The 15,653-nt window shown below is 56.0% G+C and carries 14 protein-coding genes; 4 read left to right on the top strand and 10 right to left on the bottom strand.

What is annotated here, in order from left to right; translation table 11 throughout:
• The first annotated feature begins 286 nt into the window (after nucleotides 1-286).
• Both ACMHYW_RS01945 and ACMHYW_RS01940 read left to right on the top strand, forming a co-directional pair.
• A complete protein-coding gene (locus ACMHYW_RS01945) occupies nucleotides 287-934 on the top strand; it encodes a hypothetical protein (RefSeq protein ID WP_414500655.1) in 648 nt (215 codons plus the stop codon).
• A 1-nt stretch (nucleotide 935) separates the two neighbouring features.
• Entirely contained in the window at nucleotides 936-1,400 is a 465-nt protein-coding gene (locus ACMHYW_RS01940; protein ID WP_414500654.1) for a hypothetical protein, read from the top strand.
• Between the two features lie 58 nt (nucleotides 1,401-1,458).
• On the opposite strand, the gene ispH is transcribed toward ACMHYW_RS01940, so the two are convergent.
• The 10 genes from ispH to rplU all read right to left on the bottom strand — a co-directional run bounded on the left by ispH (nucleotide 1,459) and on the right by rplU (nucleotide 13,106).
• Nucleotides 1,459-2,433, bottom strand: coding sequence for a 4-hydroxy-3-methylbut-2-enyl diphosphate reductase (gene ispH / locus ACMHYW_RS01935; RefSeq protein ID WP_414500653.1), 975 nt, complete (start codon nucleotides 2,431-2,433; stop codon nucleotides 1,459-1,461).
• Nucleotides 2,434-2,586: 153 nt separating this feature from the next.
• Nucleotides 2,587-3,129, bottom strand: a complete 543-nt coding sequence (gene lspA, locus ACMHYW_RS01930) for a signal peptidase II (RefSeq protein ID WP_414500652.1) — start codon at nucleotides 3,127-3,129, stop codon at nucleotides 2,587-2,589.
• A gap of 228 nt (nucleotides 3,130-3,357) precedes the next feature.
• Nucleotides 3,358-6,219 (bottom strand): isoleucine--tRNA ligase, encoded by a 2,862-nt coding sequence (gene ileS / locus ACMHYW_RS01925; RefSeq protein ID WP_414500651.1) that lies wholly within the window; start codon nucleotides 6,217-6,219, stop codon nucleotides 3,358-3,360.
• Nucleotides 6,220-6,276: 57 nt separating this feature from the next.
• Nucleotides 6,277-7,311, bottom strand: a complete 1,035-nt coding sequence (ribF, locus tag ACMHYW_RS01920; protein WP_414500650.1) for a bifunctional riboflavin kinase/FAD synthetase — start codon at nucleotides 7,309-7,311, stop codon at nucleotides 6,277-6,279.
• 36 nt (nucleotides 7,312-7,347) lie between these two features.
• Complete coding sequence (gene murJ / locus ACMHYW_RS01915) at nucleotides 7,348-8,895, bottom strand: murein biosynthesis integral membrane protein MurJ (RefSeq protein WP_414500649.1); 1,548 nt, start codon at nucleotides 8,893-8,895, stop codon at nucleotides 7,348-7,350.
• Between the two features lie 391 nt (nucleotides 8,896-9,286).
• Nucleotides 9,287-9,553, bottom strand: a complete 267-nt coding sequence (rpsT, locus tag ACMHYW_RS01910) for a 30S ribosomal protein S20 (RefSeq protein ID WP_414500648.1) — start codon at nucleotides 9,551-9,553, stop codon at nucleotides 9,287-9,289.
• Nucleotides 9,554-9,942: 389 nt separating this feature from the next.
• The gene (gene proB / locus ACMHYW_RS01905) at nucleotides 9,943-11,082 is read right to left on the bottom strand and encodes a glutamate 5-kinase (RefSeq protein ID WP_414500647.1); all 1,140 of its coding nucleotides are present in this window, start codon (nucleotides 11,080-11,082) and stop codon (nucleotides 9,943-9,945) included.
• 42 nt (nucleotides 11,083-11,124) lie between these two features.
• Nucleotides 11,125-12,324 carry an Obg family GTPase CgtA gene (gene cgtA, locus ACMHYW_RS01900; RefSeq protein WP_414500646.1) on the bottom strand — a complete coding sequence of 400 codons (1,200 nt, stop codon included), beginning with the start codon at nucleotides 12,322-12,324 and terminating at the stop codon, nucleotides 11,125-11,127.
• A gap of 170 nt (nucleotides 12,325-12,494) precedes the next feature.
• Complete coding sequence (rpmA, locus tag ACMHYW_RS01895; RefSeq protein WP_027704564.1) at nucleotides 12,495-12,752, bottom strand: 50S ribosomal protein L27; 258 nt, start codon at nucleotides 12,750-12,752, stop codon at nucleotides 12,495-12,497.
• Nucleotides 12,753-12,797: 45 nt separating this feature from the next.
• Complete coding sequence (rplU, locus tag ACMHYW_RS01890) at nucleotides 12,798-13,106, bottom strand: 50S ribosomal protein L21 (RefSeq protein WP_027704563.1); 309 nt, start codon at nucleotides 13,104-13,106, stop codon at nucleotides 12,798-12,800.
• Between the two features lie 617 nt (nucleotides 13,107-13,723).
• Between rplU and ACMHYW_RS01885 the strand changes: the two genes are divergently transcribed.
• A complete protein-coding gene (locus ACMHYW_RS01885) occupies nucleotides 13,724-15,265 on the top strand; it encodes a class I adenylate-forming enzyme family protein (protein WP_414500645.1) in 1,542 nt (513 codons plus the stop codon).
• A 122-nt stretch (nucleotides 15,266-15,387) separates the two neighbouring features.
• Nucleotides 15,388-15,648: an acyl carrier protein gene (locus ACMHYW_RS01880; RefSeq protein WP_414500644.1), complete on the top strand. Its 261-nt coding sequence runs from the start codon at nucleotides 15,388-15,390 to the stop codon at nucleotides 15,646-15,648.
• The last annotated feature ends 5 nt before the right edge of the window (nucleotides 15,649-15,653 follow it).

Below are 15,653 nucleotides of genomic sequence, written 5' to 3'. Positions count from 1 at the left end.
TCTGTGCTCAAGAAGGTCTACGACAAGACAAAGCCGTTCTAGAGACAGGAAGAAAGCGAGTTACCGACAATAGTCAAATATGAGTAATTTAACTCATTATAGGTGCATTTTTAGCACCATTAACTATAGAATAAAAAATCCCCGATGGATCATATTAACCCATTGTCAATTGTCATAATAAATGACGTGCCGTTATAAATAATCACATATCTATTCGCCACAATTGAGAAGGATAGGGATAATAAAATATGATAACGGCCAAAATGCATTCGAAGATGCTATAAACATGTTGCAAGGCGATGTGACTACTGCCGCAGCGCGCTTAACTATTGATCCAAATTTACGTCTTGAGTATTCGAGACGAATAAAAGAAATGTCTGACAGTCTAAAAGAAAAAGTCGCCAATGGCTCTACAACATGGAAACAAGTGGCTCAGGAAACGCGCAATATAATAATGGACTTGATCAGACAAAGGAGCACTCCTCTGGGTCAAGCAATGGCTCACCAATTGAAAGCTACTGGGAAAACGCTAGAAGAGCTTGTCATAAAAAAAGCGACATCCATGTATGGAGAGCATATTCCATTTGAAGCTCTTTCTGCCGAGCAACAAAATAGCGTATATGCAAGCATCGTTGAATCTGCCGGAAGATCGAACAGTGCTGTAAACCAAAGGATGGGGACTTTATCTCGTGTGGGGAAAGGTCTTTTATTCTTGTCTATCGCTATATCTATACGTGAAGTATACAACGCAGATGACAAATTGAATGAAGCTGGGCGACAAACATTCATTATGGGATCGGGGCTAGCCGGAGGATGGGCGGGAGGCGCTGCTGCAGGCTTGGTCTGTGGACCAGGTGCTCCTGTATGCGTCATCGTAGGTGGATTTATTGGAGGTGCACTTGCCGCGAGGGGCGCTGGTAATCTCTGGAGTTGATATGAAAGACAACACTATAGATGTTCAACTTATCATAAGAACTGACCGTACCCAGTATAAATCATCATGTTCGGAAATATGCATAAAAGAGAGCGATACGGGTATCATGGTACCCGGCTGTCTATTAGAAGCGTGTGTTGATGCCGGCAATGGTACTTACATATTGTTCACAACAGATGACACTCTTTTTGAAGAAGCCCTCTATATATCGCATGTCGATCTACATAAAAAATCGACTTTGGACAGCATGACGATGTTCGTCCCTTATGCCACCGGCATATTCAAAATGCTCGCGGTACAAAAAGACAGCATTTTATTCCAATTTATTTCAGAAATACCATGGGAATTATCCATTACGAGAAAGCCCACTTTTTTTACAGGCCGTCTTTATAAGGAAATAAAGAGACGAATAAAAATGAGAAGCACATTGAAGATCAGGAAAAGACTCCCCTCTCCTCTTAAATGAAGAATGTTTGAGCGAAAGGGCCGGAACAACTGACTCATTTCGCTCAAACAACGTGATATCAGTGACTTGCGATAATCCCTGTGCGCAGTTCACGCGGCAGGTTGAAGGTCATGGTTTCCTTACGCCCTTCTAGCTCTTCGGGCAGTCCCGCCCCCAGCTCGCGCAGACGGTTGATGACACCTTCGACCAGTATCTCTGGGGCACTCGCACCCGCGGTCAGGCCGATGGCGGTGCAGCCTTCAAACCATGCCGGGTCGATCTGGCTGGCATCGTCGATCAGGTGAGCAGGCGTATCCATCCGTTCGGCCAGTTCGCGCAGACGATTGGAGTTGGAGCTGTTCGGGCTACCGACTACCAGTACGACATCGCTATCTACGGCCAGCTGGCGCACCGCATCTTGGCGGTTCTGCGTGGCATAGCAGATGTCATCCTTGCCCGGCCCCTTGATGGCGGGGTACTTGTCACGCAGTGCGTCGATAACGGCAGCAGTGTCGTCCATCGATAGCGTCGTCTGAGTGACATATGCCAGATGCTCGGGATCCTTCACGTTCAATGCGGCCACATCCTCGGCATCTTCCACCAGGTAGATGTTGCCACCAAAGCTGTGATCATAGCGCCCGAGGGTGCCTTCCACCTCTGGATGCCCTTCGTGACCGATCAGGATGCACTCTTGGGCGTGACGCGAGTAGCGCAGCACTTCCATATGCACCTTGGTGACCAGCGGGCAGGTCGCATCGAAAACCTTGAGTCCGCGCGCTTCGGCTTCCAGCTGCACCGATTTCGGTACCCCGTGAGCGGAAAAGATCACCAGCGTGTTGTCCGGCACATCATCCAGCTCCTCAACAAAGATCGCACCGCGAGCACGCAGCGTGTCGACGACGAACCGGTTGTGGACAACTTCATGGCGGACATAGAGCGGCGCGCCAAAGATATCGAGGGCGCGATTGACGATGTCGATCGCACGGTCGACCCCCGCACAGAACCCTCGCGGGTTGGCGAGAAGGATCCGCATGGATGGCGTTGAATCGCTCATGGTAAAAGGCCTCGTTGCAGTAATGAACCACCGTGGCACGGCGCATTCAGACATGAAAGCGCTGTCCTTGTCTCTAGGATAGGACAGCGAGGTCTTTGAATAGGCGAGAAGTGACCCGGCACCCTCTGCGGTGCGGGTATCAGCCTATGGGTATCAAGCCGCCGGATCGGAAACTGCGGGTTTCTTACGGCGCAGGCTATCCCAGATCAGCATCAGCATGCCCACCACGATGGCGGAATCAGCGATATTGAAGGCGGGATAGTAGTACGTATTCTGCCAGTGGAATGACAGAAAGTCTGTGACGCGACCGGCCAACACGCGGTCATATAAGTTGCCCAGGGCACCGCCAACGACCAACGCGGCCGAAATGGCCTGCCAGTAGCGGTTGCGCGGCATGCGCATCATCCACACGATCATGCCGATTACGACGGCAATGGCAATGATGGCGAACAGCCAGCGCTGCCAACCGGAATGGTCGGCAAGGAAACTGAACGCTGCGCCGTAGTTGTACAGCAGGCGAAGATCGAAGAAGCCCGGAATAACCGTGACCGCGTCGTTCTCACCCAAATAAAGTCTTACCAGTGCCTTCGATCCCAGATCCAGCACGATCATCAGCACCGATAGCCAGATCCAGCTGATCGCCGATTTCATCGGCTTTCCATCTGGCACCTGATGTCCGTTCGAGTGGCTACTCATGACATCGCTTCCCTGCAATAGAAGTGATAGGAAACACAATGGCAGATACCCCTCGGCATCTGCCATTGCAATGATCCGGACGCAGGCCATGCGCGCTTAAAGAAAGCGACCTCGACCTACGCCGTCTGCCAGTCCCCATGGACAGCGCTCACATCAGCGAGACCGAGACACCTCCGACCAAGGCCGGAAGTGTCCACGAGTACCCGATCAAGCGCTACCGGCGGCACGTCACACGAAGTGACGGACTTCGCCCGGGCCTTCCGGCAGGTTGGCAATGCAGCGTGCGCACAGCGTCGGGTGCTCAGGATCCTGACCGACTTCCGGACGGTGCTCCCAGCTGCGCTCGCATTTCGGATACGGGCTGACACGAACGCTGACCTTGAGACCGTCGATTTCAGTATCCGTTGCATCCACAGCGTCCGCGAGCGGCTTGAGCATCGCGTCAGATGTCAGCAGTACGAAACGCAGTTCGTCATCCAGACGGCCCAGCGTTGTCAGCAGCGCGTCGTTAGCGAACAGCGTTACTTCAGTATCCAGCGAGCCCTTGACCAGTCCCTGGTTACGCGCGTCTTCCAAGCACTTGTTGACCGCATGTTTGACGGCCATCACGTCTTCCCAGAATTCACGACCGAACGCATCGTCGTTCGGCAGGCAGGTCAGGTCGTCGGCATACTCTTCCAGATGTACGCTTTCGAGACGTTCGCCCGGCAGCAGTCCGTAGATCTCTTCGGCGGTGAACGACAGGATCGGAGAGATCCAGCGCGTCAGCGCAGAGAGGATCTTGAACAGTGCCGTCTGGCAGCTGCGGCGCGCCAGCGAGTCTTCCTGCGTGGTGTACTGACGATCCTTGATAATGTCGAGGTAGAACCCCCCCATATCGCTGGAGCAGAACGTCAATAGCTGCTGATATACATCAAGGAAGCGATACTCTTCGTACGCTTTCTGGATGCGTTCCTGCAGCTGTGCGGCACGGTCGATGGCCCAACGGTCGAGCGCCAGCATGTCAGCAGGTGCCACGCTATGCTTGGCCGGTTCGAAACCGTTGATGTTCGCCAGCATGAAGCGCGCCGTGTTGCGGATACGACGATAGGCATCGGCCGTGCGCTTGAGGATCTCGTCGGAGATCGCCATCTCACCACTGTAGTCGGTCGAAGCCACCCACAGACGCAGGATATCGGCGCCCAGTTTGTCCATGACTTCCTGCGGAGCAACCGTGTTGCCGATCGACTTGGACATCTTGCGGCCCTGAGCGTCCACGGTGAAACCGTGCGTCAGCAGCGAGCGGTACGGCGCGTGGCCGTCGATGCCCGCGCCCGTCAGCAGCGAGGACTGGAACCAGCCACGGTGCTGGTCGGAGCCTTCGAGGTACATGTCTGCACGCGGACCTTCTTCATGCCCCATCGGGTGCGAGCAGCGCAGAACGTGGTAGTGGGTCGTTCCGGAGTCGAACCATACGTCCAGCGTATCCGTCACTTTCTCGTACTTGTCGGCTTCGTCGCCCAGCAGCGTAGCCGGATCAAGGCTGAACCATGCTTCGATGCCCGACTTCTCGACCAAGCGTGCAACGTCTTCCATCAGCTCGACGGTACGCGGATGCAGCTCACCCGTCTGACGGTGGAGGAAGAACGGAATCGGCACGCCCCAGTTGCGCTGGCGAGAGATACACCAGTCAGGACGCTGTTCGATCATGCCCTGCAAACGCGCCTTGCCCCATGCCGGAACGAACTGAGTATCTTCGACACTCTGCTTGGCCGCTTCGCGCAGCGTAGCGCGGCCTTCTTCAGGCTGGTGGTCCATACCGATGAACCACTGCGCCGTTGCACGGTAGATCAACGGCGTTTTGTGGCGCCAGCAGTGCATGTAGCTGTGCACGATCGGGTCGTGCGCCATCAGCGAGTTGACTTCGCGCAGCTTCTCGATGATCAGCGGGTTGGCCTTCCAGATGAACATGCCACCGAAGAACGGCAGATCGTCCACGTAGTGACCATTCGACTGTACCGGGTTCAGGATGTCATCGTTAGTGAAGCCATTGCGACGGCAGGTATAAAAGTCGTCCTCACCGTAGGCCGGTGCAGAGTGAACGATACCGGTACCGGCACCGTCTTCGACGTATTCCGCCAAGAAGACCGGAGAAACGCGGTCGTAGAACGGGTGCTGGAAGCGGATGTTTTCCAGCGCGCTGCCCTGAGCGCGAGCAATGACTTGACCCGTCATCCCATAGCGTTCCAGACACGCTTCATAGAGCGTTTCAGCCAGCAGCAGGATGCGATCACCGGTATCGACCAGCACGTAGACGAAGTCGGGGTGAACGTTGAGCGCTTGGTTGGCCGGAATGGTCCACGGTGTGGTGGTCCAGATAACGATGGAAGTCGTCTTCGGCAGCGACGTCAGACCGAAGGCTGCCGCCAGCTTGGCGCTGTCGTCCGGAACCACTTCAAACGCAACGTCGATGGCATCGGATTTCTTGTCCTGATATTCGACTTCGGCTTCCGCCAGTGCAGAACCGCAATCGAAGCACCAGTTAACCGGTTTCAGACCCTTGAAGACATAGCCTTCTTCAACCAGACGCGCCAGCGCACGGATTTCACCCGCTTCGTTATCGAAATCCATGGTGCGGTAGGGATGATTCCAGTCACCCAGCACGCCCAGGCGGATGAAGCCGGCCATCTGGCCTTCGACCTGCTGTGCGGCGTATTCACGGCACAGTTCACGCGTACGGGCAGCGGACATGTCCTTGCCGTACAGCGTTTCGACCTTGTGCTCGATCGGCAGACCATGGCAGTCCCAGCCCGGCACGTAAGGCGCATCGAAGCCCGCGACGGTCTTCGACTTGATGATGATGTCCTTGAGGATCTTGTTGACGGCGTGACCAATGTGGATGTCGCCGTTGGCATAGGGAGGGCCATCGTGCAGCAGGAACAGCGGCTTGTCTTTGCGCGCGCGGCGAATCATGCCGTACAGGTCCATCTCGGTCCAACGGGCCAATCGCTGCGGCTCTTGCTTCGGCAGACCACCCCGCATCGGGAAGTCGGTCTGAGGCAGGTTCAGCGTATGCTTGTAATCCTTGCGGTCGTTCTTGGAATCGCTCATGGACAACTCGTCGCCTGATTCAGGTCAATTGGAAATGTAGATACAGCGTGCGCCCGGTCAGGACGCAGATTCTGTCACTGCCGGCGCAGTCGCCAGCAGTGTCCAGCCGTCGGCATCGTCACGGCAGAGCGCGCTCAGACGTGATGAACCTTCGGCTCCGGCGGCCATACGCTCGGCGTAATGGTGTCCGGCATCAATGTCACGCATCAGCTGCGCGCGTAAGGCGTCAATGCCATCGAAACGCATCTCTCTACGCAGTCGCTGACAGGGAATGACCGTCAGCCGCTGGCCGTAGAGATTCCCTGAAAAGTCCAGCAGGTGTACTTCCAGCACGGGGCGCGTGCTGCCCACGGTCGGACGCCAGCCAATGTTGGCAACACCCCAGTGCACCTGCTCGTCTTCCGTTTTCACCGCCACAACGTACACACCCTGCAGTGCAGGCGGCTTCATAGGCAGCGGAAGGTTGGCGGTCGGCACACCCAGCGTTCGCCCCAACTGGCGGTCTTGGCGTACTCGCCCTTCATAGCAGAAAGCGCGTCCTAGCAGGCAGGCCACCTGCCGGAAATTCCCTGACGCCAACAACGTGCGCACACGACTGCTGGAGACACGCTCGTCGTCGAGCTGGAAGGTCGCCGCATGCTCGGTGTGGAAGCCGTGCTGCGCGCCCTGCTGCTGCAACAGGGTGAAATCACCCTTGCGATCACAGCCGAACCGGAAATCATCGCCCACCACGACATAGGACGCGCCCAGTCCCTTCACGAGAATCTGCTCGATGAACTGCTGGGCAGACAGCTCGCGCAGGCGCTGGTTGAAGGCCAGGCACAGCACGCGATCGACACCGCAGCGCGCCAGCAGACGCACCTTGTCACGCAGCAGCGTCAGTCGCGCAGGGGCCTGATCGGCGCCGAAGTATTCACGCGGCTGGGGTTCGAACAGCACCACGGTCAATGGCTGATGCTGCTGGTCAGCCAGACGACGCAAACGGTTCAGCAACATCTGGTGTCCCTTGTGCACACCATCGAAGTTGCCGATCGTTACCACGCTGCCCCGGTGTTCGGGACGCAGGTTGTGTACGCCTCTGATCAGTTCCATACGTTCGTCGTCCCGCCAAATGTCGTTCAGGCTCGGTCAGCCCTGCATTCTGAAATCGCGCATCCGCATGCCGGTCAGGAACAGCCAGACGACGTACCCGACCATGGCGACGGTGATTTCAAGCGTCATCACCGATGCACGCTCATAGATGCTCCATTCCAGCCACTGCTGGCGTTCGGGCGTGAACAGTACCAGCCCCGCGCCCATCAGCACGCAGCCACTGGCCAGTCTCAGCATAAAGCGCCACCAGCCCGGCTGGAAGACCAGCACCTTCTCACGGTACAGCGCCCACCCCAGCATGCCCGCGTTCAGACACGCCGACAGCATGGTGGAGGTCGCCAGCCCGACATGGGCCAGATGCTTGTACAGCAACAGGTTGAAGACCATATTGCTCGCCATCGCTATCATGCCGATCTTGACCGGCATCCGCGTGTTCTGGCGAGCGTAGAATCCGGGGGCCAGCACCTTGATCAGCATAAAGGCCACGATACCCACTGACATTACCCGCAGACACTGAGCGGTCATCTCGACGTCATGCACAGTAATGCGGCCGTACTTGAACAGTGTGATCAGCAGCGGCTGTGTAATCAGGAAGATGGCGACCGCAGCAGGCACGCTGACCAGCAGCACCATGCGGATGCCCCAGTCCAACATCCGTGCAAAATGATCCCGATCCTGAGACGCATGGCGTCGCGACAGCGCTGGCAGGATAACGGTACCAATCGCCACCCCGAACACTCCCAGCGGCAACTCAGTCATGCGGTCAGAATAATAGAGCCAGGTCACACTGCCGGCCGTCAACATCGAGGCCAGCATGGTGTTGATCATCAGGTTGATCTGCGCCACGGAGACCCCGAACAGCGCTGGCCCCATCAGCTTCAGTATCCGCTTCACCCCAGGGTGACGGAAGTTGGGCTTGGGAAGCGGTAGCAACCGCAGTTTAGCGATAAAGGGTAACTGGAACCCAAGCTGTACGAACCCCGCCGCCAATACGCCCCATGACAGCACCTTGGCCGGTTCCGGGAACAGCGGCGCGACCTTGACAGCAATGATCATGGTCACGTTGAGGAATATAGGGGTCAGTGCCGGAATCGAAAAGCGTCCCCAGCTGTTGAGGATACTGCCCGCATAAGCGGCCAGCGAGATCAGCAGCAAATAGGGGAACATGACTTCCAGCAGCTGCGTCGTCAGCAAGAACTGATCGGGGTGCTCACGAAAACCAGGCGCGAAGATATACACCAGCTGTGATGAAAACAGCATGCCCAATGCCGTCACGATCGCCAGCACAATCGCCAAGCTACCAGCAACGGCATTGAGCAGATCCCGCGTTTCGCGATGGTTGTCGCGGGTGGCGTATTCCGACAGTACCGGCACAAAGGCCTGATTGAATGCCCCTTCGGCAAACAAGCGACGCATCAGGTTAGGGATGCGGAACGCGACGAAGAAGGCATCAGAGGTCCCCCCCGCGCCCAATAGCGCTGCCACCATCACATCGCGCACCATGCCTAACACGCGCGACAGCATGGTCATGATGCCCACGACCATTCCCGAACGCAGCAGCCCTACCGACTTTTCCTTTGCCATGAGTCGATGTTTCCCGATATCCAAGACCTTTCCCTGAGCGCTACCCGCATCGACGCCGCCTTTTTATGATCCAGCCCGCAATAAACAGGGACCGATCATAGGCAGCACTCTGCGAGAGATGCTCCGATCGCACCTCGACAGCGTAGTTGAGCCAACAGCGGATAGCGCTCGCACGCCGCGCTTTCGATACGCCACCTGTCCCCCCCCTATCTTCAACGGGAAACGGGCAGATACTGCAGCGAAAACACGATGTTCCTGTGACAGGGAAGCGTAGAAATGATTCGCTACCACTACGCCTCGGACGGGGTGCAGAGGACTGCCTGTTGATAATCCATAAGGCAGACATACAAAAAAACCGGCCGGAGCCGGTTTCATGCAACACCTGTCCGGCTTAGGCCGCCAGGTTTTTAATTCGTGCGTTCAGACGACGTTTCAGACGTGCAGCCTTTTTCTTGGCGATGACGTCTTTGTCAGCCATGCGGTCGAGGACCGGCTGAGCAACGCGGAATTCAGCCATGGCAGCGGCATGATCGCCAACCTGGACAGCTTTCAGGACGCGTTTAACGTAGGTACGAACTACGGAACGCTGACTTGCATTGTGCTGACGACGGACTTCTGCCTGACGTGCACGTTTACGGGCTTGTTTACTGTTCGCCACTGTCTACTCCCGGAGATATGACAGATAAGAATCTATGGAATATTGCTGCGTCTGACGCTTGCCGCCAACACCACGAATGCAGTGCCTGCGCGGAGTTCAGACATTCAGGTCCTGTGATCGACATCGCCCTAGCGATGTCACGCCACGTGGGCCATGTCTGAGAGGATGCCGCATTCTATCAGTGAAGCGCTATAAACGCCAACCACTACGACACGCTCTCAAGCATTAGCCCTCGCGACGACGTGCTGCCGGCATGCCATTAGCATGCGGGAGGCAGCATGTACTTATGCTGAGTGCGATGCAGGCTTGCGCGGGCAATACCCGACCAGGCTACATCAGACTCAGCATGATACCTATTCTTCTTTAAAGGCAGAAACAACAACCTGCCATCAAAGCAGTACCAGATCATCCCGGTGAATCAACTCACCGTGATGATCCACTTCATGACCAATGCGCGCCTCAACGTCATCAGTACTGACGCCCAGAATGCGTTCGGCTTCATTGCGGTCGAAATTGATCAACCCTTTGGCAATGCGGCGCCCCTGCTGATCGACGCAGGTCACCAGATCGCCCTTGCGAAAACGGCCACGCAGTGCCTTAACCCCGACGGGCAGCAGGCTGGCACCGTTGTCACACAGGTGACGCACGGCACCATCATCGAGCACGACCGTGCCCCGCGACTGCATCTGACCGACAATCCAGCGCTTGCGCGCCTTCAACGGTTCGTCGGCAGGCTTCAACAGCGTTCCCAGACGTTCGCCTTCCAGCAGCCGCGGAATAATGTCCTTCTCACGGCCACTGGCAATGATCGTCATGGCACCAGAGCGCGCTGCTAGTCGTGCAGCGTTGAGCTTGGTGGCCATGCCGCCGGTCCCTAGCTTGCCACCGCCACCGGCGACGGCATCCAGACGCTCGTCGTCCGCCAGCGCTTCTTCGATCAGCTTCGCGTGCGGATTCTTGCGTGGATCGGCATCGTAGAGCCCGGTCTGGTCGGTCAGCAGGATGAGCGCATCGGCGTCCATCAGGTTGGCGACCAGCGCCCCCAGCGTGTCGTTATCGCCGAGCTTGATCTCCTTGGTGGAGATGGCGTCGTTCTCATTGATGATCGGAATCACCCCCATATCGGTCAGGGTATGCAATGAGTTGCGTGCGTTGAGGTAGCGACGACGGCTCGACAGGTCATCGTGTGTCAGCAACACCTGAGCGCTGCGGATACCGTGACGAGAAAAGTGGCTCTCCCAGCATTGCACGAGGCCGCTCTGGCCGACCGATGCGGCCGCCTGTAGCTCGTGCAACTCGGTAGGTCGCTCGTGCCAGCCCAACCGTACCATGCCTTCGGCAACGGCTCCCGAGCTGACGACGATCGGTTCGATACCTCTCGCCAACAGCCCGACCAGCTGGTCGACCCAGCTGCCAATGGCTCGCCCGTCGAGCCCACGTCCATCATTGGTCAACAGAGAACTGCCGATCTTGACCACAACACGCTTCACATCACGAAGAGCCTGACGCTCTTTTCTGGGGGATGTCATATAGCTTCCGTTCTGGTTTAGCTCACGCCCTGAGCTACGTCATCAGGGCACGTATTCGACCTCGACGTCACTGTCATCATCATCGTCGTCGTCATCCCATGCTTCCGTATCCAGGCCTTTCTGACGACGGCGCCATGCCAGGCGCGCCTCGGTACGCTCTACCGCTTCCTGCTCCATGCGCTCGCGAACACTACGCTCGTGCTCGGCGGCGTCTTCATTATCGGCGATCAGTTCGCGCTGCTCGGTCAACCAGCGGTAGATCGCCTGAATCAGCTCATCGCAGCCTTCACGCGCGATGGCCGAAATCTGGAAGGTGGGGCCGTTCCAACCCAGACGGCCGACGATATCGTCGATCAGCGCCTGGCGCTCGTCTTCGGCCACCAGATCCAACTTGTTGAGTACCAGCCAGCGCGGCTGTTCAGCCAGCGTCGGCGAGAACTGTTCCAACTCCTGCACGATCAGCTGAGCCGACTCGACGGGGTCGCTGCCGTCCACAGGCATCACATCGACGACGTGCAGCAGCAGGCGTGTACGGGTCAGGTGCTTGAGGAAACGCAGCCCCAGCCCAGCACCGTCCGATGCCCCTTCAATCAGCCCCGGCACGTCCGCCATAACGAAGTGCGCGTGACGATCCAGCTTGACCACACCCAAGTTAGGTACGAGGGTCGTGAACGGATAGTCCGCTACTTTGGGACGGGCCGCAGAGACCGAGCGAATCAGCGTAGACTTGCCAGCATTCGGCAACCCCAACAGACCCACATCCGCCATCAGTTTGAGCTCCAGACGAAGCTCGCGGCGCTCGCCCGGCGTTCCTGGTGTCGTACGGCGCGGCGCGCGGTTGGTCGAGGACTTGAAGTGAATATTCCCCAGACCACGGCGTCCGCCCTGCGCCACCTTGATCACCTGCCCGGCTTCTGTCACGTCACCGATGACTTCCAGCGTATCGACGTCGATAAGCGTAGTGCCCACAGGGACCTTGACGTACAGATCGTCGCCCTGCCGGCCGCTCATCTGGCTGCCCTGACCGGGGCGGCCGTTTTCAGCCTTATAGAACCGCTGGTACTTGAAGTCAATCAAGGTATTGAGCGCTTCATCGCCCACCAGATAGACACTGCCACCGTGACCGCCATCCCCGCCATCGGGACCGCCTTTGGGGATGAACTTCTCACGGCGGAAGCTCAGGCAGCCACTACCACCGTTGCCTGCTTCTACCGTAATCGTGGCTTCATCGACGAATTGCATGCGCTATCTCCCGAATACTGTCTGTGCACCGGCATACCGATGACCTTTTCTATGTGACGGCCATTCGCACCGGCAAGCACACATGCAAAAAAGCCCCGCGTGTGCGGGGCTTTCCAGGCGGCACTGATACTGGCCATGCCAGTCAGCATGCCCACCCGTTTACGCGATCATCAGGCCGGTTCGACGCTGACGAATTTACGCTGTTTCGGACCTTTGGTTTCGAACTTGATCTTACCGTCGGTCAGAGCGAAGAGCGTGTAGTCCTTACCAACACCAACGTTAGTACCAGCGTGGAACTTGGTGCCGCGCTGACGAACGATGATGTTGCCTGCTGTAGCAGCCTGGCCGCCGAACAGTTTTACGCCGAGGCGTTTGGACTGGGAGTCGCGTCCGTTACGCGAACTACCTGCTGCCTTCTTGTGAGCCATTGTAGTGCTCCTTCAAGTGAGTTCGTAGAAAATGCGTGTCAGAAATCAGGCAGAGATGCCGGTGATTTTGACTTCGGTGAACCACTGACGGTGGCCCTGACGCTTCATGTGGTGCTTACGGCGACGGAACTTGATGATAGTGACCTTATCACCGCGGCCGTGAGATACGACTTCAGCAGTAACCTTGGCACCGTCAACAACCGGAGCGCCTACTTTGACGTCGTCGCCAGCAACCAGCAGGACTTCGTCGAAAGTAACGGTTTCACCAGTAGCCACTTCCAGCTTTTCGAGCTTGATGGTCTGGCCTTCCTGAACGCGGTACTGCTTACCGCCGCTCTTGATAACTGCGTACATGGTCTTCTCCAAAGGACTCATCTGTTTTGCTACTTGGGTCGACCTGCTTCAAGTGGTTTCGCTCTGGAAACCATCTAACAGGGAGCACGACGAGCTTAAGGCGAAGAATTATACCCTCACGCTAACGTCATCACAATCCCCTTTCACGACCTTCATCCTGTGAATGACGCGGCGTCCAGACAGATCAATACCTTCGGTGCGTCCGAACAACTTCAGATGTGCATACGCGTTCACCTCCTGCGTCACCCCCCCCTTTCCTAAGGGGGAAATGCCCCGAAATGATGCCTTATAGCCCTGTAATGGCGCACTTTTGCTGATGTAATCAGATGGTAAAAAAGCGCATGAAAAATGGATTTATCCCCGCAGGATTCCGCTACGCGCCCTCTCCATAAGGACAGCCCACTTATTCCATTTCTTAAAATTTCTTAAAGGAACAAAGAGTTATCCCATAGTAACCAATCAACTAAAACACTCTTTTATTTGCGCATTTAGGTCTTTTTCAGGCTCTCTTTCTGACACTGTACTTTTGGCGTTTGACGCTTATATAAGCTTCTTGTTATCACTCTTTCGGTTGCTGATTAAAAGAAAATAACCGCGTTTAAATGAGGGAGGCTAACATGCCCTTTCGTTCATTTACTAAAGTCGTGTCAGCTCATCCCGATTCACCCGCTATTATTCATCACAACAACCGATCCGTATCGTATCAAAAACTACTCTCGCTCATTGACGCTATTTCGTGTGGACTAGTAACAAAAGGACTGCGTTCTGGTGATAGAGTTATTCTTCACAGCAAAAATAAAATCGAGCTTATCGCGAGCTACTATGCATGCTTAGCTACGGGCGCGACATTCGTGCCGACCAATCCTCATCTTCCCAATAAAGACATCAGCAAAATCATTTCGGATAGCGGTGCACGGTTCTACCTAGGGGATACCACAAGCTACACGGCCAACCAAAAAGCTGTTGATGGTGCCAGCACGCTAGAAGGTCGCTGGGTCATTGGTATGAACACGCCGGAGGGCAAAGCACAGCCTTGGCAATCGCTGCTGCAACTAGGGAATTCTTTCTCACCACCATCGCTATCGCCTGATATGGTCGCCAGCATTTTCTACACCTCAGGAACAACGGGGCAACCCAAAGGATTTGCATTTTCCCGCAGAGCCATCAGCACCATTATCGACGTCGTACGATCAACCATGGCGCTATCCGTCAGAGCGACCAGCACAGCACCGTTCTACTCCATGGTCGATGTCATAAGCCCTTGGTCGATCCAGACATCGTTCGCTTCGCTGAGCTTGCATCGCCCAGTCATTCTGACCGACACCCATGATCCCCATACGGTGTTAAAGGTACTAAATACTTATCAATTATCTTGGTTTACCGGCACACCCTCCAACTTTAACGACCTTACCGTAGCGGCCCAAGCGCTCGACCATGTACCCGTTCTCAGCGCCACAGCCTGTGTATCCGGGGGCGATACCTGCCCGCTCGAAATCGCTCAACGCTTTCACACCACATTCGGCGGTCACCTACAGAATTCCTACGGGCAGACCGAACAGGGCTGCATCACCATCCACCACCCCGATCTGACCAAGGCCTCCACCCCCGCTCTGGGCTGGCCACTGCCCACGACGGCCATCAAGATCGTTGCTGAAGGCGGGGAAGATGGCGAAGTAGGAGAGCTATTCGTTCGATCCCCCGCCAAGACGGCAGGGCTGTGGACGGACAACGGCATTGAGCCCGTCTATGAAGACGGCTGGATTCCGACCGGTGATTTGGTGCGTCAGCACGCCGATGGCTGCCTAGAAGCGCTCGGCCGCCAGAAGGACCTCATCAAGATTGCAGGCTACCCCGTCTATCCGCTGGAAATCGAGCAAGAGATATTAAGGCACCCAGATATTGCCAGGGCGGTGGTATTCGCCATTCCCGATATTGCAAAGGGGGAATCCATTATTGCCATGATCGAAACACACCGCGGGAAAACGCTGTCATCGACAGCGATAAAGGAGTATCTGGCAGACAAGATCGCTCATTATAAGATTCCAGAACAGATCATGTGTGTCGACACTATTCCCATAGTGAATAACAAAATAAGTCGCCGCCATATTGCGAGGGAATATCTCAGGTCATGTGACAAGGAGGTTAGGCTGCTCGAATAACCCCACCCTTCAGTTAACCACTTATATAGCGCCATTCAATATCGGTATATCAAAATCATACCGAGAGAGTTTTTTACGCCCTAAATAACGAATACGGCCTTACATATAAAGGAGAGACTCCCTTGAACACCATTCAGAACACTATCGTCAATATCCTGATCGATGACCTTTTCATCAGCGTGCCGCGTGATGACATCAATCTCAACGACAACATGCGTGACGTGCTGGGCCTCGATTCACTGGGCTTCAGCGAGCTGCGTGCGCAGTGCGAATACGCCTTCGGCATCAAGATCACCGATGACCAGTTCACCCCGAAACACTTCGATTCCATCGCCACGCTGTCAGCGCTGATCGAACAGCTGAAAGCCAACAGCGCACAGTAGGAGGC

The sequence above is a fragment of the Zymobacter sp. IVIA_12111.31 C1 genome (assembly GCF_047495495.1).
Classification (GTDB): domain Bacteria; phylum Pseudomonadota; class Gammaproteobacteria; order Pseudomonadales; family Halomonadaceae; genus Zymobacter.
Note: the sequence above shows the minus strand (reverse complement) of the source record. Positions and strands in the feature narration are given on the sequence as shown.

Bases quoted from the DNA above. Each gene is read 5' to 3' on its own strand.
- ACMHYW_RS01940 (WP_414500654.1), top strand. From the start codon at position 936: ATGAAAGACAACACTATAGATGTTCAACTTATCATAAGAACTGACCGT.
- ribF (WP_414500650.1), bottom strand. From the start codon at position 7,311: ATGGAACTGATCAGAGGCGTACACAACCTGCGTCCCGAACACCGGGGC.
- murJ (WP_414500649.1), bottom strand. From the start codon at position 8,895: ATGGCAAAGGAAAAGTCGGTAGGGCTGCTGCGTTCGGGAATGGTCGTG.
- ACMHYW_RS01945 (WP_414500655.1), top strand. From the start codon at position 287: ATGTTGCAAGGCGATGTGACTACTGCCGCAGCGCGCTTAACTATTGAT.
- ispH (WP_414500653.1), bottom strand. From the start codon at position 2,433: ATGAGCGATTCAACGCCATCCATGCGGATCCTTCTCGCCAACCCGCGA.
- rpmA (WP_027704564.1), bottom strand. From the start codon at position 12,752: ATGGCTCACAAGAAGGCAGCAGGTAGTTCGCGTAACGGACGCGACTCC.
- cgtA (WP_414500646.1), bottom strand. From the start codon at position 12,324: ATGCAATTCGTCGATGAAGCCACGATTACGGTAGAAGCAGGCAACGGT.
- ileS (WP_414500651.1), bottom strand. From the start codon at position 6,219: ATGAGCGATTCCAAGAACGACCGCAAGGATTACAAGCATACGCTGAAC.
- ACMHYW_RS01885 (WP_414500645.1), top strand. From the start codon at position 13,724: ATGCCCTTTCGTTCATTTACTAAAGTCGTGTCAGCTCATCCCGATTCA.
- rplU (WP_027704563.1), bottom strand. From the start codon at position 13,106: ATGTACGCAGTTATCAAGAGCGGCGGTAAGCAGTACCGCGTTCAGGAA.
- lspA (WP_414500652.1), bottom strand. From the start codon at position 3,129: ATGAGTAGCCACTCGAACGGACATCAGGTGCCAGATGGAAAGCCGATG.
- proB (WP_414500647.1), bottom strand. From the start codon at position 11,082: ATGACATCCCCCAGAAAAGAGCGTCAGGCTCTTCGTGATGTGAAGCGT.